The organism is Pseudomonas sp. MTM4 (assembly GCF_019355055.1).
Classification (GTDB): Bacteria; Pseudomonadota; Gammaproteobacteria; order Pseudomonadales; family Pseudomonadaceae; genus Stutzerimonas.
In genome coordinates this window covers 723,228-744,100 of sequence record NZ_CP048411.1, presented here as the reverse complement: position 1 = coordinate 744,100, position 20,873 = coordinate 723,228, and the positions used below count along the sequence as shown (strand labels likewise).

Below are 20,873 nucleotides of genomic sequence, written 5' to 3'. Positions count from 1 at the left end.
TACCGCCTGGAAGATGGCTTTTATTATTTTTAGAACGAACTGTCAGACAACTCCAGACGCCCCATCAGGAGGGTGAGCGTAATCGTTGCGTAGAGGGGCGAGCCGCATGGATGCGGCGAGAGCCGTATTGGGCCATGGATGGCCCTTGTACGGCGACCCTCGGAGCGGCGATGGAGTGAACGAACCCGGAGCGAAGCGCGGGGCCGGATGCAGGGGCAAGCGTTTTTGGTTACTTTTTCCGCGTCTGGAAAAAGTGACTCGCCCAGCAGGGCGAAACCAAGCTTTCAAGCGACTCGCTAACTGCGCCATGAACGCAAAAAGTTCTTTCACACACCCAATCTTGCCAGCTCGTCATCAAGCTTTTGCGTCCCTGGAAAAGCGCGATGTAATACGAAAAGCCGGAGCGTCGCTCTGGCTTTTTCGTATCCGTTTCCGCTACCGGCTGACGGCTTTTTCTGCGTTGGGCTCTTCCGGCGATTCTTCGTTGGGTTGCGCCTCGTTGCCGGAGCGCAGCTTCTTCGCCCGCGCTTCCAGCACGACGTAGAGAATAGTGGCGAAGAACAGCGGTACCAGGAAATACACGACGCGATAACCGATCAGTCCAGCCACGATTGCACCTTTACTGAGTTCGCCACCCAGCATGGCCACGAACACCGCTTCGATCACACCCAGCCCTGCCGGAATATGAGCAACTACACCAGCGATGCTGCTGATCATGAGAATGCCCAAAACCTCGGGGTAGGGCGCTTTCTGCGACAGCATGAAATAGACCACCAGCGCCATCAGCGACCAGTTGGCGGCGCCCAGCAGCATCTGCACGACGGCCAGTCGCAGCGAGGGCAGATGGATTTCATGCTTGCGTATGGTCCAGTGACGGCGCTTGGAGAAACCACAGGCCCATAGATACACCGCCGCTGCCACCAGCAGACCAACGCCGAGCACACGCAATGCGGTGTGGCCTATTTCCCAGGAATCCGGTGGGGTGATCCAGCCCATGGCGAAGATCAGACCGGCCAGCCAGATGTAGCCAAGCCAGTTGGTCAGCACGCTCATGGTGAACACACGGGTGATTTGGGACGCGCGCAATCCAAGCCGGGAATAGAGGCGATAGCGCAACGCGATGCCTCCGACCCAGGCGCTCAGGTTCAGGTTGAACGCGTAGCACACGAAGGTCACCGGGATAATTTGCCGAACCGGCAGGTTGTGCTGCGCATACCGCTTGCCGAGCACGTCGAAGAAGCAATAGACGACGTAACTGGCGAAGGCCGCAGCGCCGGCCATCCACAGCGTCTTGGCGCTGTAGTTGCGCAAGGTGGTGTAGACCTCGTTCCAGTCGACGTTGCGGGCAAGGCCGATCAGCAAGCCGGCAACCAGAATGAAGAAGATGTAGGTCAGGATCTTCTTGATCTGCGGCCAGCGACGTCGCCAGCCACTGCGTGGCTCAGCGTGGTTGGACTCGGTCATTGCTGATCTCGCTGCAAGGGGGCTGAACGGGCTCCAGCGGCTCGGCATCGAGAAGCTGCAGCTTGGGTCGGTGTGCGGGGAACAGGCCCACCATTTGTGGGAAATGACGGAGGAAATGGAAGATGAAGAAGGCCAGCGGCGCACGCCACCAGTAACCACGAACCATGCGCTCCAGCGGAATACGCCGGCAGTCGTCCTGGAGTAGCTGGTCAAGCTTCTCGTGCAGCTGCCGGTTGAAATTGTGATCGCGAATGATCAGGTTCGCCTCGAGGTTCAACGAGAGGCTGAGCGGGTCGAGGTTGCTCGAACCCACCGTGGACCACTCGTAGTCCGCCAATGCGACCTTACCGTGCAGCGGCCGACGGCAGTACTCATGGATCTCCACGCCGTCGCTCATCAGGTAGTTGTAGAGAATGCGCGCGCCGAACTTGGCGATCGGCATGTCCGGCTGGCCCTGAAGGATCAGCCGCACCCGCACACCGCGGCGGGCTGCGTTACGGATTTCGCGCAACACCCGATAACCGGGGAAGAAGTAGGCATTGGCGATCACCAGCCGCGAGCGTGCATCACGTATCGCTTGCAGGTAATGCTGCTCGATATCGGTGCGGTGTTCGTTGTTGTCACGGGTCACGAACAGCGCACGCGCCTCGCCCCGGCTGACACCGACGTACCCATTGCTTTGCGTGCGCACCCGACGCTGCCACCAACGCCGGTTCGCCTGCTCTGGCGCGATGGTGCTGAGGGCGAAACGATGGATGTCGTGAATGATCGGACCTTCGACCCGCAGAGCGTAGTCCTGCTTGGCGCCTGGCCCGTAGTCGCCGAGGTGATCGGCGGAAAAGTTGATTCCGCCGATGAAGGCGAGGTCGCCATCCACCACGACGATTTTGCGGTGCATGCGACGGAATACGTTGAGGCGCCAGCCCATCAGTCGTTTGCCGGGATCGAACACATGAATGCGCACCCCGGCGTGGGTCATCGCCGCGGCAAAATCACCGTCCAAGTCCGCCGAGCCATAGCCATCGACAGTAACGTCGACGCTGACACCGCGCTCGGCGGCGGCGATCAGCACTTTCTGCAGCTCCTGACCGACCTTGTCCTTGAAGAAGATGAAGGTTTCCAGCAGGACTTCTTTTTTTGCGGCCGCGATGGCCTCGAACACGGCGGGAAAGAATTCCTCGCCGTTTTCCAGCAACTGAAGGCGGTTACCGTCTCTCCAGTGAAAATTCATAGATGTATCTCCACCGCCAAGGGCAGATGATCGGACAAGTGCGTCCAGGGTTTGTTACCAAGTATTTGCGGTTTATGGCTGGTGGCATTACGCACGTAAATGCGATCCAGACGCAGCATGGGCCAGCGGGCCGGGAAGGTTTTGGCGACCTTGCCCTGGGAAACCGCGAACACTTCGTGCATACCGGCGCAGCGATCCAGCACCTGAGCGCCTTTGAGCCGCCAATCATTGAAGTCTCCGGCCACGACCACGGGCGCATCGTCGGGCAAGGAGTCGAGCAGGTCGCACAGCAGGCGAAGTTGCTGCTGGCGATGGGACTCACGCAAGCCTAGATGCACGCAAATCGCGTGGAACTGGTCATGCCCCGGCACCTGTAGCACGCTGTGTAACAAGCCACGGCGCTCCGGTCCGGCGATGGAGATGTCGAGATTCTCGTACTTGGTGATGGGGAATTTCGACAGCAGCGCATTGCCGTGATCGCCGTCGGGGTAGACGGCGTTGCGGCCATAGGCGAAATCGGTCCAGATGCTGTCAGCGAGAAACTCGTACTGCGACATTTTTGGCCAGTCATGAAAGCGCAGGGCATGCTTCTCATGAGTGCCCAACACTTCCTGCAGGAACACGATATCGGCGGAAACGGCCCTGACCGCTTCGCGCAGCTCCGGGAGGATGAATCGCCGATTCAGGGCGGTGAAGCCTTTGTGGGTGTTGACGGTCAGCAGGCGGACGGAACTGACCGCCGTGGACATGTGCGCGTCCAGGTCACTGCTGTCGAGTGGATGATTCTTGTCCAGGTTCACACCAGTACTCCTTCCAGATGGCCCGGAGTGGTTTCCAGGTCTTCCTCCAGCCCGAGCCGGCGCAACAACTGTCTCGCGTCGTATGGCGCCCGGACCTTCACGTCGTTATCGAAATAGCAATAAACCGCTCGCGCCTTGCGTGGCCGGGGTTTGGTGGCAGAGATGAGTTGCGCGTCGTCGGGTTGCCGTCCCTCGCTCCAGCGCGTGATGCGTCGGCACCAGTTATCCAGCGCCTCGTCGCTGTAACCGCTGGTGTAAAGCTCCTCGGCGCCGTGCAGGCGGATATAGACGAAATCGCTGGTCAGATCCTCGCGATAGGGCCATTTGCCGGCGGTATCCGCCACCACTAGCGCGACCTTGTACTTGCGCAGCAGCGCAACGAACGCGGGGTCGACAAAGCTTTCGTTGCGGATCTCCACGGCGTGTCGCAACTGGCGCTTTCGATCGATCTGCAGATAACTGCGACCTTCCATGCGCGCCTCGCAGCCCTTGGCCATTTCCAGCGCCGCTTCGGTGTCGTGAGGTAGCAGTTTGAGAAAGGTCTCGAACAGCTCGGGGTCGAACTTGAACGACGGCGGAAACTGCCAAAGCATCGGTCCGAGCTTGTCCTTGAGTGCCAGTACGCCGGAGGCGAGGAAGTTGGCGATGGGCTTTTCCACGTCGCGCAACCGCAGAATGTGCGTGATGTAACGCGGCGCCTTGACGCTGAAGACGAAGCCCTTCGGGGTTTCGTCATACCAGCCGGCATACAGCTCTGGCCGTTGCAACGAATAGAAAGACCCGTTGATCTCGATACTGCTTACGGCACGTGACGCGAACTTCAATTCGTTCTTCTGGGTGAGGCCCTTGGGATAGAAATCTCCGCGCCAAGGTGCGTAGCGCCAGCCTGAAATTCCGATATGGATGGCTGCCATCGCCTGCTCCTTTGATTATCGCGGGTTCTGCATGCTGGTCGGATCGCTGGCCGGGAAGGTATCGGCAACCGCCTTGTCGATCACTGTTTCTTCCGACCCGGCGCCGGAGGGGTTGCTGCGCTGTGGCTGCAACTCAACCTTGATCCAGCCGCGCTCGCGCCGATCGAAGGCCTCGAACGCAGCGATGACGTCGGTCATCGGCTTTATTTGAGTCAGTATCTTCGCCGGGTCGATGCGCCGCGCCTGGATCATTTCGATCAGCCGAGGAATGTATTTGCGATGGTGGCAGTTGCCCATGTTCATGGTGATGTTCTTGTTCATCGCCATGCCGATGGGAAAGGTCATGGCATCCGGCGGATAGACACCGATGATCGACAGCGTGCCGGCCTTCGCCAGGCTCTGGACCGCCCATTCCAGCGCTTGCGAAGGAGCGTCGCCCGGCTGCCACTGGCCGCCTTGATCCGCCTTCGCGCCGTCGGCCGGCTTGCCTCCGCAACAGCCATGTTCGGCATCGATGCCCACTGCATCGATGACTCGATCCACACCGATGCCCGACGTGAGGCGCTTGAGTGTCTCGACCGGCTCTTCCCGGTTGAAATCGATGATTTCTGCGCCCTGATGCTGGGCCATGCGTAGCCGATCCTCGAACTGGTCGATGGCAAATACCCGACCGGCGCCCAGCAGCTTGGCGCTGGCTATCGCGAACTGGCCGACCGGACCACAGCCGAACACCGCGACCGTATCGCCGGGTTTGATCTCGGCCATTTCGGCACCGAAGTAACCGGTCGGGAAGATGTCGGAGAGGACGATCGCCTGGTCATCGCTGACCTCGGGTGGCAGCTTGACCAGACCGATGTTGGCAAACGGGATGCGCGCCTTTTCCGCCTGCAACCCGTGGAACGGGCCGGTAGCGGATGGGCCGCCATAGAAAGCCGTGCCGGCCTCCTTGCCGTTGGGGTTGGCCACGTCGCATTGAGCGAAATAACCCGAGCGGCAGTAGGAGCAATTACCGCAGGCGATGGTCGACGGGATCACCACCCGGTCGCCGATCTGCAGGTTGCGCACGTCCGCACCGAGCTCTTCGACGATGCCCACGGCTTCGTGCCCCAGGATGGTGCCGGGCTTCATGCCGCTGAACGTGCCCCGCACGAAGTGCAGATCGGTTCCGCAGATGGCCGAGGCGGTAATGCGCACAATGGCGTCGGTTGGGGCTTCGATGCGCGGGTCGGCTACGTCTTCGAGACGGATGTCGCCCACACCGTGATAAACAACAGCTTTCATAGCGTCTCCGGGGCGGCGGCGCGATGCCGCAGAGGTGAATCCGGCCTTGCGCGCGGTCCGCGCCAAGGTCAGGTGATGCGGAGCCAACCAGGCCCCTCGCATCTATTCCGACTGGCGTCGCCAGCGGCAGTTCACCTTTTGTCGTCTGCGCCCGGTAGGAGATTTGGCGCTATAGCGCCCAGGGCTGAGCGCCAGAGAAGGCTTCGACGAGATAGTCGATCATCACCCGGACCTTGGCCGGCGGGCGCCGATCGGGCGGGTAAAGGATGTAAATGCCGTCGATGATCAGCGCCGGATGATCCAATTCCAGTACGACCAGTTCGCCACGGCGCACCGCATCTGCGGCGATGAATTGTGGGCCGTAGAGCAGCCCTTGTCCACGCACGGCCGCGGCGAGCAACGCCTCGCCATTGTTGGCCAGCAGGTCGCCATCGACCTTGGCCCGTATGTCGCCGTTGCGTCCGAATACCCATTCATGCGCGCTAGTGGATGTCGACAGGCTGTAGGTCAGGCAATTGTGCTGCGCCAGATCGGCGACTCGGCGCGGCACGCCACGGGCGTCCAGATAAGCGGGCGCAGCGCACAACACCAGCGGGACGTCACCGAGCTTTCGGGCCTGAAGCGAACTGTCGCCGAGCCGGCCGATGCGTACCGCCATGTCCCAGCCGCCATCGATGAGATCGACCTGGCTATCGGACAGCCCCAGTTCCACCTTCACCGCCGGATGCCGGTGGCTGAACTCGAACAGTAGCGGGGCGATGTAATGAGTGCCGAACACCAGCGGCACGTTGAGCCGCAGCAGTCCGGTCGCCTCGACGCGTTGCGACGCGATGCCGGCCTCGGTTTCGTCAATGTCGAGCAGAATTCGCTGGCAGGCGTCGAGGTAGCGATTACCGGCTTCGGTGAGCGTCAGCCGCCGCGTGCTGCGGTGAAACAGCTTGACCCCCAGGCGTGCCTCCAGCGCATCGACATGCTTGGTCGCCATGGCCGGCGACATGCCCAGATGACGTGCCGCGGCGGACAGGCTGCCGGCACTGGTCGTACGCACGAATACGCGCATGCTGGTGATACGGTCGAGCATATTGGCTCCTACTCCTGGTAATAAGTGCTAGCCGTTTATGACAGGTTCTAAGATTACTGATGGTAATCCATACTGCTCGCACATTCATTCAAGAGGGCATGTCCCATGCAGACGTCCAGCGTTTCAGTGAACGGCAAGCGCATGCCGACCCTGTTCGTACCGCACGGCGCGGGGCCGTGTTTTTTCATGGACTGGAATCCGTCCCACGCCTGGGACGCCACGGCAAAATTTCTCAAGAGCGTCGCCGCGAGCCTGCCGGCGAAGCCGAAGGCGATCGTGGTGATTTCGGGGCATTGGCTGGAAGACGAGTTCCGTGTTACCGGCGCCGCACATCCGGGCTTGATCTACGACTACAACGGCTTTCCGGCGCACACCTATGAATTGCGCTATCCGGCGCCGGGCGATCCCGCCCTGGCTGCACGGATTGTCGAGATGCTGGGCGCAGCGGGAATGGCCGCGAGCCGGGACGACGAGCGCGGCTACGATCACGGCGTGTTCATTCCGCTGAAGCTGATGTTCCCCGAGGCGCAGATCCCGGTCGTGCAGTTGTCGCTGCGCAACGATCTCGATCCGCAGGCGCTGCTCGATGCAGGCCAGGCCTTGGCCGGGCTGCGTGATGAGGGCGTTCTGATCGTCGGAAGCGGCATGAGTTTTCACAACATGCGCGGCTATGGCGATGCCCGTTTCGGGCCGATTTCCGATGAGTTCGACGCTTGGCTGAGTTCAACGGTCGAATCGGAGCCGACACACCGCAACGCAGCACTTTTACATTGGGAACAAGCGCCTTCGGCGCGCCTGTGCCACCCGCCGCGTGGCGAGGAGCACCTGTTGCCGCTGTTGGTTGCGGCCGGAGCGGGCGGTGATTCCACCGGACACAAGCTGTTCAGTGACCGCGTCATGGAAACCACGCTCTCGGCGTTCGGTTTTGGTGTTGAATAGCGCCAGCCTCTACGATGCCAGACCGTAACTAGAAATCGGCTACGAGAACCGGACCCCTAATATCTGCCTGTATGCTCCTTTGCAACAGGCCAGCGCAACCACGGACGCGGCATTGCGCGTCGAAGGAGGAATAGTTGAAAGCATTACCTGAAACGGCGACCGCCACGGTCGCGACCGAGAAGCCATCTCGACTGATCAACCGGCTCTGCAAGCACTGGGGCCACAAGTTTCCCGTACAGCACGATGAGCAGCAGGGGGAGATCGAGCTGCCTATCGGCAATTGCCGGCTACAGGTCGCAGAAGGCGGGCTGCAGGTCGTGGTCGAAGCCGAAGACTCAGAGCAGCTGCAGAAGCTGCAACAGGTGGTTGCTGATCATCTGGAACGCATGGCGACCGGCGAAGCTCTGAGCTTTACCTGGCAGTGATTCAAACGAACGACGTTGGAGCAGAAGCGATGATTCACGACTCGAGAGAGCGTTACGGAAAGGTCAGTAAATGGTTTCACTGGCTGATGGGCGGGCTGATCATCTGGCAGCTGCTCAAGCTCGGCGACCGCATCAGCGAAGGCGAGCATTGGATTGGCCAGACGCTCGTACCCTGGCATGTCTCCATCGGCTCGCTGCTCCTGGTGCTGATCGTTCTGCGCATTTTCTGGGCATCAAGCCAGCTCAAGCAGCGGCCGCTGCATGATCCGGCGACGGCGTTCGTGGTCAAGGCGGGGCATTTCGCGTTGTACCTCGGCATGCTGTTGATGCCGATTACCGGCGTGCTGACCATGCTGGGTAACGGTTATGGACTGAAAGTGTTCGGCGTGCAGTTGGTCGCCAAAGGCCCGGAAATCGCTTGGGCAGCGAGCATCGGCAGCCTCCACTCACCGCTGGCCTGGATAGTGGTGCTGCTGGTGGTCGGGCATATCGGCATGGCGTTGCTCCACCATTTCGTCAAGCGCGACGACATCATGCGGCGGATGCTGTAACTCCAACTTCAACGCTCGCTGAGGGCGAAGTTGGGCAGCGACTCCACTGGCTGGGTAAAACGGAAGGGGACAGATATCAGGCTGTCCTCGATTTTTTTCTGCACCACGAAATGCAAATGCGGCCCCGTGCTGCGTCCGGTGTTGCCGGATTGTCCCAACAGGCTACCGATCTTCACCTGCTGACCCGATTTCACCTGCACCGAACCACGCTTCAAATGCAGGTACGCACTGTGCGTACCGTCATCGTGGAGAATTCGCACATAGTTCCCCGCCGGGTCCGGCCGACGTCCGTGCTGGTCATTGCGTATCTTCACCACCGTACCCGCACGTGCTGCAACGATCGGCGTACCTACCGGCATGGCGATATCCACGGCAAAGCGGCCTTTGGGCGAGTTGTGGCTGAAATCGCCACCGGCCCCCTGTGATATACGGAACGGACCGCCTTTCCAGGGCAGCGCATAGGCGTAGCCGCCCACCGAACCTTTCTTGCCCGGCTCCGGCGAGTAGATCAGCGAATAGCTGAACGACTGCTGATACATCAACGGATAACCCGACTGGCGCTTGCGCAAGGTGGCGATGCGCATGCGGGTGCGAGCGGGAACCGTCTTGCGCACCACACCCTTGCCAACGCCCGCGACATTGACCATTCGCGTCAGGCGCAGCACCACCTCGACCGGCACGTCCGTATCGTTGCGCACGTCCATCGCCTTGCCGGAGCCGACGCGGTTCACGAACAGCCGGACGGTACCGGCTTTGCCCGCCGGGAGCGTCGCATTGGTGATGGCACCACCGGCCAGAACGGGCAGGGCGCTGATGGAAATGAAGATCAGCAGAGCAAGTGAAACGATCAGCCGAGTCGAAGCCATAAGGTGTGATCCGTCACGGAAGGGACAACCCGCCTGCGGCTGGCAGAACAAATCCGTCGAGTTTCGTGAGTGCCGCGCTGGGGGTTGGGACTGGAGACATTCGCGAGGGTTCATACCGCACGTCGAGAACCATCGAAGGGTTGAGTAGCTGCCGGCGTGGCCTTTAGATAAGTCGAAGCCCCGATGTCGGGGCTCCGCGATTGGCGATGGCTCGGCGTTATTCCTCTTCCTTGATCAACTCGAACAGCAGCAGCGAGCGGCCGGTCAGTCCGTATTCATCACTGAATTCGAAACGCTCGGCGCGTGCGACGGGGTTGTTGGTGTCGATCAAGCGGTTCCAGTAAATGCCTTGCGGTACTTCCGGTAGGGTGAAATTCACGATGTCGTGATGTGAGTTGACGATCAGCAGCAAGGTTGCGTCCGAACCGGCCTTGCGAATGCCGGTCGCCTGCGCGCGGCCATCGAGCAGCATGCCCATGCAGCGGTTGTTGCCGTCTTCCCAGTGCTCGACGGTCATCTCTTCAGCATGCGGCGCGAGCCAGGTGACGTCCTTGACGCCCAGTTCCTCGTTGTAGGCGCCGACCAGGAAACGTCCACGACGCAGCATCGGGTAGCGCTGGCGCAGGCGAATCAGTTTGCGAACGAAGGCCTGCAAGGTCCGGCTATCTTCGGGGATATCCCAATTCACCCAACCGATTTCACTGTCCTGGCAGTAGGCGTTGTTGTTGCCGTGCTGGGTCCGCGCAAACTCATCGCCGGCAACGATCATCGGCGTGCCTTGCGAGAACAGCAGCGTGGCGAAGAAGTTACGCATCTGACGGAAGCGCAGTTCGTTGATTTCCGCATCATCGGTCGGGCCTTCGACGCCGTGATTCCAGGAAATGTTGTTATCGCTGCCGTCGCGGTTGTCTTCGTCGTTGTCCTCGTTGTGCTTGTGGTTGTAAGACACCAAGTCCTTGAGCGTGAAACCGTCGTGTGCCGTCACGAAATTGACCGAACTGAACGGCCGGCGGCCGCGCTGGTTGAACAGATCACCCGAGCCGGTAAGACGGCTGGCGAAATCGGCCAGCTGGCCGTCGTCACCTCTCCAGAACGCTCGCACGGTGTCGCGATATTGATCGTTCCACTCGGCCCATCCGGGTGGGAAACCACCGACCTGATAGCCGCCAGGCCCGCAGTCCCAAGGCTCGGCGATGAGCTTGGTCTTGGCCAGTACCGGGTCCTGACGACAGGCGACGAGGAAGCCATGGCGTTCGTCATAACCATCGTGCTCACGACCCAGAATGGTCGCCAGATCGAAGCGGAAGCCATCGACGTGCATTTCTTCAGCCCAGTAGCGCAGGGAGTCGGTGACCATCTGCACCACGCAGGGATGGCTCATGTCCAGCGTGTTGCCAGTGCCGGAGTCGTTGATGTAGTAGCGCTTTTCGTCCGGCATCAACCGGTAGTAGGAGACGTTATCGATGCCGCGCATGGACAGGGTCGGGCCCAGCTCGTTGCCTTCGGCGGTGTGGTTGTAGACCACATCGAGAATGACCTCGAGGTCGGCATTGTGCAGGTGCGCGACCATTTCCTTGAACTCGCTGATCTTGCCGCTGGCCAGGTATTTCGGATGCGGCGCGAAGAAGGCGATGCTGTTGTAGCCCCAGTAGTTGCTCATGCCTTTCTCCAGCAGATGCTGGTCCTGGACGAAGGCATGAATGGGCAGAAACTCGATAGACGACACGCCGAGTTTGCTCAGGTAGTCGATCACTTCTGGCGTCTTGAAGCCGCCAAAAGTGCCGCGCATGTCTTCGGCTACCGACGGATGCCGCATGGTGAAGCCACGCACGTGGGTTTCATAAATGATGGTGCGATCCCAGGGGACCTGTACCGGGCGGTCGTGGCCCCAGGTGAACGCCGGATCGATGATCTTGCATTTTGGGACGAAGGGCGCGCTGTCTCGCTCGTCAAAGCTGAGGTCGGCGTCGGGATGGCCGATGGTGTACCCGAACAGCGCCTCGGACCATTTCAGCTCGCCCACCAATTGCTTGGCATACGGGTCGATCAGCAATTTGTTGGGATTGAAACGGTGACCAGATTCGGGCTCGTACGGGCCGTGCACGCGATAGCCATAGATCTGCCCCGGATGGGCGTCTGGCAGGTAGCCATGCCAGATCTCGTCGGTATATTCGGGCAGTTCGATGCGCTCGAGTTCGGTTTCGCCATCGGCATCGAACAGGCACAGCTCAACCTTGGTGGCGTTCGCGGAAAAGATCGCGAAGTTGACCCCAAGCCCGTCCCAGGTGGCGCCAAGCGGGAAGGGGAGGCCTTCGCGAATACGCGAAGAGGTCAGAATCTGAGGCGCCGCAGGCTTTTTTCTACTCATGAAATCTCCGATGGCAGCTCGTTGCTCGTGCTCTTGATTGAGGTTGAGGCTGTGCAAGACGATCGAACACCTCGGTCGCCCGACTCTCCGAGGGAGCCGGGCTGCGCCGCAGTGCTGTTCAGGTTTCTTTCTTGGCGCGAGGGGCGCGGTTCTTCTTTACGCCCTCCGGGGTGCCTTCGGCGGCATCGGTGCCGGCCTTGGCCTTCGGGCGTGCAGTGCCTTTGGCGGCGGACGCAGCCTTGGCAGGTTTGACATCTTTCGCGTCCTCGGCATCTTTCGCGGTTTTCGTCGCTTTCGAGGATTTAGGAGCGGGAGTCGCATCGGTCGGTTTGGTGGCGGTCTTGCGGGCGCGGCTTGCGGGTTTATCACCCGGCTTGGCCTCTGCCTCGGCGAGCTTGCGGGCCATTTCCCAATGACGTTCGTCCTCGCCGTGCGGGCGGCCCTCCGATACCCATATGTCGTACGCGAGTTCGCGGATGCGCTGCTCGTTCTTGTTCATCGTTCTGATTCTCCTGTTGAACTGATCGTTACCTGTAAAACCGCCACCGGCAGTTGCTGCAAAACCTCTGTCGCACTCAGAGCCGCTTGTTTGGGTGTGACTGTCTTTCCGTCAAAAAGTCGCTCCAGGGCATGACCGCTCAGCGCATCGGGCAATCGCACCCGCGTATCGCCCCAGCGCTCCGCAGGAATCTGTGGTGTCTGACTGTCAGCGAGCAGACTGCTGGCCAGTCGCGCCGCCACCACGATGAGCCAGTTGCCGTCGAGCTCACGGGCGAAGGCGATCAACTGATCGGCGTGCTCGCCCTCGACGTGCAACGGCAGGTGGCGTCCCTCGTTGAACAGCCGTGGCTGTGAACGCCGCAATCCAAGGGTCCGACCGATCAGCCATTGTTTGATGCGACCGTCCTGCCAACTCGCTAGCAACTCGGCCGGTTGCGCCTGCAGGTCGAAGGTGGCGCGACGACGGTCGAAATCGACGGGGCGACGGTTGTCCGGATCGACCAGACTGAAATCCCAGTAATCGGCACCTTGATACAAATCCGGCACGCCGGGCGTGGTCATGCGCAGCAGCGCTTGAGTCAAGCTATTCAAGGCCCCGGCCGGGGCCAGTTCGAGGGCTGCCTCGGCAATCTCGTTGCGTAGCGTCCTGCATTCCTCGCCGAGCAGCAGAGCCCGTAGATAGTGCTGGCAGGCGCTTTCGTAATCGCTGTTGGGATCGGTCCAGGTGCTGCGCAACTTGGCTTCGCGCACGGCCTTTTCCTGCCACTTGATGATCCGCTCGCAAAACGCCTCCATGGCTGGCTTGTCATCGGCGTTCAGGTCCAGCGGCCAGCAGCCAAGCAGTATCTGGAACAGCAGCATCTCGTCGCCCGCCGAAGGCGCCGGCCCGTCGGCCAACTCTTGACGCTGGCCGTAAGCGAGTTGTCGCCAGTGGCGCACCTTGGCGGCGAACCATTCGGCGCGTTCGCTGATCACCGTCATACGAGCGCGGGTGTCTTCGCCGCGCTTATGGTCGTGGGTCGCGGTGGTCAGCAGGTTGCGCGGAAAGTGTTCGGCACGCTCCAGACAAGCAGCGTGAAAAGCCTGCACCGGTGCGCTGAAGGTCTGCGGATCGAACCCCACGTCGTTGCGTGACAGCAATGCACCGGAGCGATAGCAGGCGGTGTCTTCCACGGCCTTGGCAGCCGCAGGCGAGGTGAGCTGCTGAAAGCGCGTGCAGGCATAGCGACGGATTCGCCGGGCCGGGCCTGGCGGCAATGCGCGCAGGCTTTCGCCGCCGAGCCAGCGATCAAGCAGATCCAGCAAAGGCCAGTCCGCCTCGCCAAGCGTTGTGCGTGCGCCGGCCAGCGCCTGCTGGAAGAACGGCTCGTCAGCCTCGCGCCGGCCACGGGCACCGACATAGGTTCGGTACACCGGGAAGTGCACGATCAGCTCCAGCAGCGCGCGGCGGATCGCGCCAAGCGTGATGTCCCGCGTCATCACGTCGTAGCGCGCTACTTGCAGCAGTGCCTGGGCGACGGCCTCGAAGTCGCCGGCCAATGGCCCGGTTAGCACCAACTGCCGCGCCTGCCGCACTTCCTCCATGAAATCCGCAGGGCGTTCGGCGGTTTCGCTCCATAGCCCGCAGAGCACGGCCTTGCCGGCGGGATCGTGCTGCAGCAGCGAAATCTGATTCATGAATTCGTAGCCAGTGGTGCCATCCACGCCCCAGTCGTCGTGCAGGCGTTCGCCCTCGGCGAGGATTTTTTCGACGTAGATGGGTACGTGATCCTGTGCCGCTTCCACAGGCCGAGCAGCGTTCAGGCGGTCCACCCGGCGTCGCAGCCGACGGCAATAACCACGCGGATTGGCCAGCCCGTCGATGTGATCGATGCGCAAACCATCTACCAACCCTTCGGCGAGCAATTCGAAGATCTTTGCGTGGGTTTCCTCGAACACCACCGGCCGCTCGACACGCAGGCCGCCCAGCTCGTTGATATCGAAGAAACGCCGCCAGTTGATGTCGTCGCCTGCGGTACGCCAGCTGGCGAGGCGGTAGTTCTGCCGTTCGAGCAGTCCGTGAAGACGTTTGAAGCCTTCCTCGGTGGTCGAGTCGTAGTGTCTGAGCGCGTCTTCGAGGGTTTGCCGTAGTGCGCTGTCTTTCAGTAACTGCGCCAAATCGGCGCGCAGCTGACGAGCAGTCTGATAAGGCGCCGGCTCGGTTTTAAGCGCATCGAAATGTTGCGCCAGGGCGCGCAGCTCCGGGTTATCGGTCAGCCGTAGGATCTCGCCGTAGCTGGGTGGCGTAATAGGGAAGCGGTGCTCGTAGTGTTCGGCATGGAAGGCGCCGTTTTCCACATCCAGCCGCAGCGGAATCTTGCCGTCCTGCAGGGCCTCGCCATAGTCGCAGCCCAGGAAGGGGACCAGCAGTTGGCCTTCGAGCAAGGGATCGGGCGAATTCCATTGGATATCGAAGAACTGTGCATAAGGGCTGCGGCGGCCCCATTCGAGCACGTCCAACCACCAAGGATTGCCCGCGCCGCCAACGGCCATGTGGTTGGAGACGATATCGAGGATCAGCCCCATGCCTTTGGCGCGTAGCGCGTCGACCAGACGGCGCAGGGCCGGCTCGCCGCCAAGTTCAGGATTGATGCGGGTCGGGTCGATGACATCGTAGCCGTGCATCGAGCCGGGCCGCGCCGTCAACAGGGGCGATGCGTAGAGGTGGCTGATACCGAGGTCGGCGAAGTAATCGACCAGAGCGGTCGCATCGTCCAAGGTGAAGTCCCGATGAAATTGCAATCGCAGGGTGGCGCTCAGGTCTTTCATCGATGATCGCTTCCAATGTTCTGCTTACGGGCTTCAGCAAGGATGTTCAGGCGACGCGTGCATGCCGGCTCGTCGAGCAGCGTGGCGCTGTCGCCGGGGTAGCGGCGACGCCAGTTGGGGTGGGCGTCGGTGGTGCCTGGCATGTTCGGCTGTTCCAGCAGGCACAGCGCATCCTCGACCGAAAACAACACCAGCGGCGCTGGCGTGCGTCCGAGGAAGGCCGCGCAAGCGTCGGCCAGCACTTGCGGGTCGCTAAGATCGCCTTCGACATCCGGCGCGTACTCGCACAACAGACGAAGCAGGCCGGCCCGTTCGCGCTCGCGTTCTTCCAGTTGCGCCGGCCGTTCATGCTCCTGGTGCTGGCCAACCTGGATGCGCCAATCGATGTCGTGGCCTTGCCACCAGCCGTTGATGGTTGGCAGGTCGTGGGTGGTGGAGGTGGCCAGCGCACTGCGCGGCCACTGCATCGGTGGTTTGAAGTTGCCGTTATGGTCGCGCTCGAAGAACAGCACGCGCATGGCCAGCAGGTTGCGCGCCGCCAGTTTCTCGCGCAGCCCCTCCGGTACGGTGCCCAAGTCCTCGCCGAGGATCACCGCATTGCGCCGCCAGGCTTCCAGCGAGAGCAGCCGCAGCAAGTCGTCGAACGGGTAATTCAGATAGGCGCCTTCAGCAGGCCCTGCGCCGGAGGGCATCACCCACAGACGCATCAGGCCCATCACGTGATCGATGCGCATGCCGCCGGCGTGCGCCAGGTTGGCGCGCACCATCTCGATGAAGGCGCGATAACCGTGGGCCTTCAGACCCCAGGGCGAAAATGCGGAAATGCCCCAGCTCTGACCCTGGCGATTGATGATGTCCGGCGGCGCGCCGACGCTCAGTGCGGCCAGTACTTCGTCCTGCCGGCTCCAGGCCTGACTGCCGCCGCCATCGGCGCCGACGGCCAGATCGCTGATCAGGCCGATCTTCATCCCGGCGCTCTGCGCTGCGGTCTGCGCACGCTCCAGCCCGCGCGCGATCAGCCACTGGCAGAAGGCGTAATAGCTCACCTCGTTGGCGTGTTCCTGGGCAAATTGCTCGACACCAGGGCTCTGTGGGGTGCGGTACTGCTCCGGCCAGTCGCGCCAGTGTTGCGGATGTCCGTCGGGACTGAGCAGCGTTGCGTGCAGGGCCTCGAATCGACAATGGTTCTCCAGCGCCTCGCCGCCTGCTTCGCGGAAACTATCGAAGTCGGCCTGCTGGGCATTTCCGCCCGTGCAGAAATCGTCGTAAAGCGCACGGAGCAGGCACTGACGGGTCCTGGACACAGCGTTCCAGTCGATCAGCTCGAGTTGTTCCAGACGCTGCAGTTCTTCGCCCAGGCCGCAGGTTTCGACGGCGATCCGCACGGGCTTCTCACCGAGCACCGCTTCCGGTGCGCTATGCAGAATGTTGTAGAACAGCCGGCTGGAGGGTGAATACGGGCTGTACTGACCACTATTGCCCGGGAACATCGCATGGATCGGGCTGATGCCCAGCGCTGAAGCGCCATGCGCGGCGGCGTTACGCACCAGGGTTTCCAGCGCCAGGGTATCGCCCAGCCCACCATCGCCGGGGCGGCGTAGGCCGTACAGCTGAGCAGTAAGCCCCCAAGCGTTGGGGCCGGCGACGTCTTCGACACTGGGGCAGGCATGCGGCGCCACCGCGATAGTCAGTCGTTGGCCGGCGATTTCCAGTTGGTGGTAGCCAGGCGTGTCGATCGCGGCCAGGCGGGCCTGACCATCCAGCGTTCCGTCATGCAGGCTGCCGTCTTCCAATTCCAGGCGGTAGGGCGTGGACGGTTTGCAGTATTGGCCCAGCTCCAGTGCGGCCCCCTGATCCAGGGTGAGCAAGGGCGGCAAGTTGGCGCCGTCATTGATAGCATCGAGCTTTTTCAGGCTGCTCTCGATTTCTTCATCGCTACCGGCCGCTAGTCCTAATCCGTTGAGCACGGCGCGCAGCACATCAGGGTTTACCCGTTGATCGCGGCCGTCGGCGTCTACCCAATTGATGGACAGGCCGGCTGCCTCGGCCAATCGGTTCAGTCGTTCATCGCTCATCTGCAGTCTCCAAATACATCCTGGCGGAGCGCGCGGGCAGCGTGCCGGGATTGGACGTATCGATGCTACGGCTGGCATGCAGCAGGCGCGCCGCGGCAGCGGGCGGAGTCAGCTCAACGTCGCGGTCGCTGAGATTCAATTCCAGGCGCAGTTCGCTACCGTCACCCAGACGCCAGCGGGCGAGGGCGACTGCCTCTCCAAGCGCTTGCGCGCCGAGGAACCGCGAGCCTTCGAGGCGCGGCATGATTTCGCGATGGCGGATTTGCAACAGTTGGCGATACAGCGCCAGCCACTCGGCATGTTCCGGCTGATCTCGCTTGCTGAAGTCAGGTTTGGACGCCTCGAACGTCTCCACTGCGTTCGGGTCCGGGATGCGCGCGCGGGTCTGCTCGTCGGCGAACTCGGAAAACTCGGCGAATTCGCCGCGGCGGCCTTCCCGAACGGCATCAGCCAGTTCGCCGTGGTGGCTGGTGAAAAACAGGAAAGGTTCGCGCGCGCCCCATTCCTCGCCCATGAACAGCAGCGGAATCATCGGTGATAGCAGCAGGATGGTGGTCGCCGCCTTCAAGGCATCGGGATCGGTAAGGCTGATCAGCCGGTCGCCGAAGGCACGGTTGCCGGTCTGGTCATGGTTCTGCAGGAACAGCACGAACGACGTCGGGGAAAGATGGCCACTGGGCTCGCCACGGGATTCACCGCGACGGTTCTGCTGGCCCTGATAGATAAAGCCTTCTCCGAGGAAACGCACCAGTTTGTCGGTCGAGTCCTGATGGTATTCCGCGTAGTAACCCTGGCTTTCCCCGGTCAGCAGCGTATGCAGCACGTTGTGCCCGTCGTCATCCCACTGGGCAGTGAAGCCTTGCGTAAGCAGGCTGGCGCGGTTGTCTTCGTTCTCCAGCACCAGATGTACATGACGGCCGGGCTCCGTTTCGGCGCGCACCCGCTCGGCGAGTTCGGTGAGGAAGGTGCGATCCGGAATGGCATGGACGGCATCCATGCGCAGGCCATCGAAGCGGTATTCCATCAGCCACATCAGCGCGTTATCGATGAAGAAATCGCGCACTTCACGGCGGCGGAAATCGATGGCGTCTCCCCAGGGCGTCTGCTGATCGTGGCGGAAGAAATGTTTGGCGTAGCGGTGCAGATAATTGCCGTCCGGCCCGAAGTGGTTGTAGACCACATCGATAAAGACCATCAGACCCAGACCGTGGGCCGTGTCGATTAGGTGCTTGAGCTGCTCGGGCGTGCCGTAGGACGCCTCGGGTGCATAGAGCAGAACGCCGTCGTAGCCCCAGTTGCGATCACCGGGAAATTCGGCGAGCGGCATCAGTTCGATGGCGGTGACGCCCAGTTCGGCAAGGGCAGGAAGGCGCTGCTCGATCTGCGCGTAGCCGCCGTATGCGGACACGTGCAATTCATAGAGCACGGTTTCGTGCCACGGCCGACCCTGCCAGTCACGGTTGCGCCACTGATAGGCATCGGGATCGACCACGACGCTGGGGTCGTGGATATCCGCTGACTGCGCGCGCGACGCGGGGTCGGGCACCGTCAGCTCGTCGTCGATCAGAAAGCTGTATTGCGAGCCGGCGGTTGCGTTCGCCTCGATGCTGTACCAACCGTCTTCGCCTTCCTGCATGGGCAGCGTATCGCCGCCGACCATCACCAGGCTGACGCGTTGCGCGTCGGGTGCCCAGAGCCTGAACCGGATACGCGAAGCGTCGAGTAGCACCGGTCCGTGTCGCCCGTCACGGGCTGGCCTGTTTTGCATTGATTGACCTCGTTAAAAGATGGCCTGGGCTTCGCGCCGCTCACCCAGCAACTGTCGATACAGCCGGTCATACGGTTCGATTGCGTGGCGCCAGAAGAAACCGCCGCTCATGGCTCGGCAACGCATCGCGTTTAGTAAGTGCGGGTTCTCATGTACTGCCAGCGCCCTTTCCACGGCTTGACGGTAGCTTGGCGTCGTCGCCTCGCTGAACAGAAAGCCGGTGACGCCGTCGTCGATGCTGTCCGCCAGCCCGCCGGTGCGGTGGGCGATGGGCAGCGCTGCGAAGCGCTGGGCGTACATCTGGCTCAGGCCGCAGGGCTCGTAGCGCGAGGGCATGAGCAGGAAGTCACTGCCAGCAAATAGCCGTCGGGCATCGGTCTCGTTGAAACCGATATGCGCGCCGACCCGACCGGGAAAGCGCTCCGTGAGCCGGCGCACCTCGTCTTCGATATGCGGCTCACCACGACCGAGAATGGCCAGCTGCCCGCCGTGCTGGACGATGGTTTCGGCGACCTCGATAGTCAGGTCAATGCCTTTCTGGTGCACGAGCCGGGACACCACGGCGAATAGCGGGCCCTCGCCCGGTTCCAGACCGAACAGGTCCCGCACGTGCGCCGCATTGGCCTGCTTGCCGGCCCACTCATGCGGACCGAACTGGCTGATCAGGTGCGTGCAGGTCTGTGGCTCCCAGCTCTCGTCGATGCCGTTCAGCAGTCCGCTTAGCAGGCCCTGGCGCGCTTTCATCGCAAGAAAACCCTCCATACCGCAGCCGAACTCGGGCGTCGTGATTTCTTCGGCGTAGGTCGCGCTGACGGTCGTGACCCGGTTGGCGTAGGCAATCCCTGCCTTGAGGAACGACAGCGCGCCGTAGAATTCCATTCGCTCCGGGCTGCAGGCTTCCTGGGGAATGCCCAGTTTGCGCCGTAGGCTCATGTCGATGTTGCCCTGATACGCCAGATTGTGAATGGTGAAGATGCTGGGCGTGCTCAAGCCGCGCCACTTCATGTACGCAGGCGTCAGGCCGGTCGGCCAGTCGTGCGCATGGACCAGATCAGGTGCCCAGCGAATGCAGGCGGTGCCCGCGGCGATGTCCGCTGCCGCCAGGCACAAGCGGGCGAAACGCACCGGGTTATCCGGCCAGTCATTGCCATGTTCGTCGCCATACGGCAGACCGTCGCGCTCGTACAGTTCCGGGCAGATCAGCACGTAGATGATCAGGCCGTCCGGCATGTCGAGGCGGCCGACTTTGCAGGGCGGCAGGTCGCTGTAGGCGTGCACGCTGCCAACGATGCGAATCGGTTCGCCGCATTCCATGACCTGTGTGTAACCGGGAATCAGCACGCGGACATCGTGCATATCGCCCAGCGCACGGGGCAGGGCGGCCGAAACGTCGGCAAGCCCGCCCGTCTTGATCAGATCGGTCAGCTCCGAAGTTACGAAAAGGATCTTTTTCTTATCGATCTGCGTGCTGCGAAGTTGCAGCACTGGTCGCTCGACGAGCACGCCCGGACGTTGGATTGTTTTGGGTCGAGCAGATTGGCCATTTACTGCAGCAATACTCATAAGCACTTTCCCCAGGTGACCGGTGTTGGCATGAGGCCGATCACAAGCACGTTTGTTTTCCAAGCAGCATCCCTCTGGAGCTGCAGATCATGAGCACGGCAAGAGTGGTTTCTTCTTTTTTTGGAGTCGCTTGTTACGCGGCGCAGAAGCGCGAAGGCCCTACCTTGAAAAAGACTCCGGCGCTATGAATTCGTTCTCAGTTTTCGACCAAAACCGCCAGGTGGAACTTTGCGCTCGA

The 20,873-nt window shown here is 61.7% G+C and carries 15 protein-coding genes and 1 pseudogene; 3 read left to right on the top strand and 13 right to left on the bottom strand.

The genetic code is table 11. The annotated features are described in order from the left end of the window. Positions 1-435: 435 nt before the first annotated feature. From GYM54_RS03385 to GYM54_RS03360, 6 genes and pseudogenes are all read right to left on the bottom strand, one after another. On the bottom strand, positions 436-1,464 hold the full coding sequence (locus tag GYM54_RS03385; RefSeq protein WP_131648831.1) for a lysylphosphatidylglycerol synthase domain-containing protein: 1,029 nt from the start codon (positions 1,462-1,464) through the stop codon (positions 436-438). Continuing rightward, a pseudogene (clsB, locus tag GYM54_RS03380) lies at positions 1,461-2,695 on the bottom strand (cardiolipin synthase ClsB). The gene GYM54_RS03385 and the pseudogene clsB overlap by 4 nt, the downstream one beginning before the upstream one ends. Further along, positions 2,692-3,495 carry an endonuclease/exonuclease/phosphatase family protein gene (locus GYM54_RS03375; RefSeq protein WP_131648829.1) on the bottom strand — a complete coding sequence of 268 codons (804 nt, stop codon included), beginning with the start codon at positions 3,493-3,495 and terminating at the stop codon, positions 2,692-2,694. The pseudogene clsB and the gene GYM54_RS03375 overlap by 4 nt, the downstream one beginning before the upstream one ends. Next, positions 3,492-4,409, bottom strand: coding sequence for a DUF72 domain-containing protein (locus GYM54_RS03370; protein ID WP_131648828.1), 918 nt, complete (start codon positions 4,407-4,409; stop codon positions 3,492-3,494). Before GYM54_RS03370 ends, GYM54_RS03375 begins: the two co-directional genes overlap by 4 nt. A gap of 15 nt (positions 4,410-4,424) precedes the next feature. Then, positions 4,425-5,690: a zinc-dependent alcohol dehydrogenase gene (locus tag GYM54_RS03365; protein WP_181103519.1), complete on the bottom strand. Its 1,266-nt coding sequence runs from the start codon at positions 5,688-5,690 to the stop codon at positions 4,425-4,427. A gap of 169 nt (positions 5,691-5,859) precedes the next feature. Further along, the gene (locus tag GYM54_RS03360) at positions 5,860-6,771 is read right to left on the bottom strand and encodes a LysR family transcriptional regulator (RefSeq protein ID WP_181103521.1); all 912 of its coding nucleotides are present in this window, start codon (positions 6,769-6,771) and stop codon (positions 5,860-5,862) included. A gap of 105 nt (positions 6,772-6,876) precedes the next feature. Between GYM54_RS03360 and GYM54_RS03355 the strand changes: the two genes are divergently transcribed. From GYM54_RS03355 to GYM54_RS03345, 3 genes are all read left to right on the top strand, one after another. Beyond that, positions 6,877-7,710: a class III extradiol ring-cleavage dioxygenase gene (locus GYM54_RS03355; RefSeq protein WP_181103523.1), complete on the top strand. Its 834-nt coding sequence runs from the start codon at positions 6,877-6,879 to the stop codon at positions 7,708-7,710. A 134-nt stretch (positions 7,711-7,844) separates the two neighbouring features. Continuing rightward, complete coding sequence (locus GYM54_RS03350) at positions 7,845-8,135, top strand: DUF2218 domain-containing protein (protein ID WP_181103525.1); 291 nt, start codon at positions 7,845-7,847, stop codon at positions 8,133-8,135. Between the two features lie 29 nt (positions 8,136-8,164). Continuing rightward, a complete protein-coding gene (locus GYM54_RS03345; protein WP_131648824.1) occupies positions 8,165-8,686 on the top strand; it encodes a cytochrome b in 522 nt (173 codons plus the stop codon). Positions 8,687-8,694: 8 nt separating this feature from the next. Here the strand turns inward: GYM54_RS03345 and GYM54_RS03340 are convergent, their stop codons facing one another. The 7 genes from GYM54_RS03340 to glgA all read right to left on the bottom strand — a co-directional run bounded on the left by GYM54_RS03340 (position 8,695) and on the right by glgA (position 20,635). Beyond that, positions 8,695-9,552, bottom strand: coding sequence for a M23 family metallopeptidase (locus GYM54_RS03340; protein WP_181103527.1), 858 nt, complete (start codon positions 9,550-9,552; stop codon positions 8,695-8,697). A gap of 217 nt (positions 9,553-9,769) precedes the next feature. Beyond that, positions 9,770-11,920, bottom strand: a complete 2,151-nt coding sequence (glgX, locus tag GYM54_RS03335) for a glycogen debranching protein GlgX (protein WP_181103529.1) — start codon at positions 11,918-11,920, stop codon at positions 9,770-9,772. A gap of 118 nt (positions 11,921-12,038) precedes the next feature. Then, a complete protein-coding gene (locus GYM54_RS03330) occupies positions 12,039-12,419 on the bottom strand; it encodes a DUF2934 domain-containing protein (protein WP_197445068.1) in 381 nt (126 codons plus the stop codon). Further along, positions 12,416-15,229: a malto-oligosyltrehalose synthase gene (locus tag GYM54_RS03325; protein WP_197445067.1), complete on the bottom strand. Its 2,814-nt coding sequence runs from the start codon at positions 15,227-15,229 to the stop codon at positions 12,416-12,418. The genes GYM54_RS03330 and GYM54_RS03325 overlap by 4 nt, the downstream gene beginning before the upstream one ends. After that, on the bottom strand, positions 15,226-17,304 hold the full coding sequence (gene malQ / locus GYM54_RS03320; protein ID WP_197445066.1) for a 4-alpha-glucanotransferase: 2,079 nt from the start codon (positions 17,302-17,304) through the stop codon (positions 15,226-15,228). Before malQ ends, GYM54_RS03325 begins: the two co-directional genes overlap by 4 nt. Next, complete coding sequence (treZ, locus tag GYM54_RS03315; RefSeq protein ID WP_181103533.1) at positions 17,294-19,072, bottom strand: malto-oligosyltrehalose trehalohydrolase; 1,779 nt, start codon at positions 19,070-19,072, stop codon at positions 17,294-17,296. The genes malQ and treZ overlap by 11 nt, the downstream gene beginning before the upstream one ends. A gap of 12 nt (positions 19,073-19,084) precedes the next feature. Next, positions 19,085-20,635 carry a glycogen synthase GlgA gene (gene glgA / locus GYM54_RS03310; protein WP_181103534.1) on the bottom strand — a complete coding sequence of 517 codons (1,551 nt, stop codon included), beginning with the start codon at positions 20,633-20,635 and terminating at the stop codon, positions 19,085-19,087. Positions 20,636-20,873 lie beyond the last annotated feature (238 nt).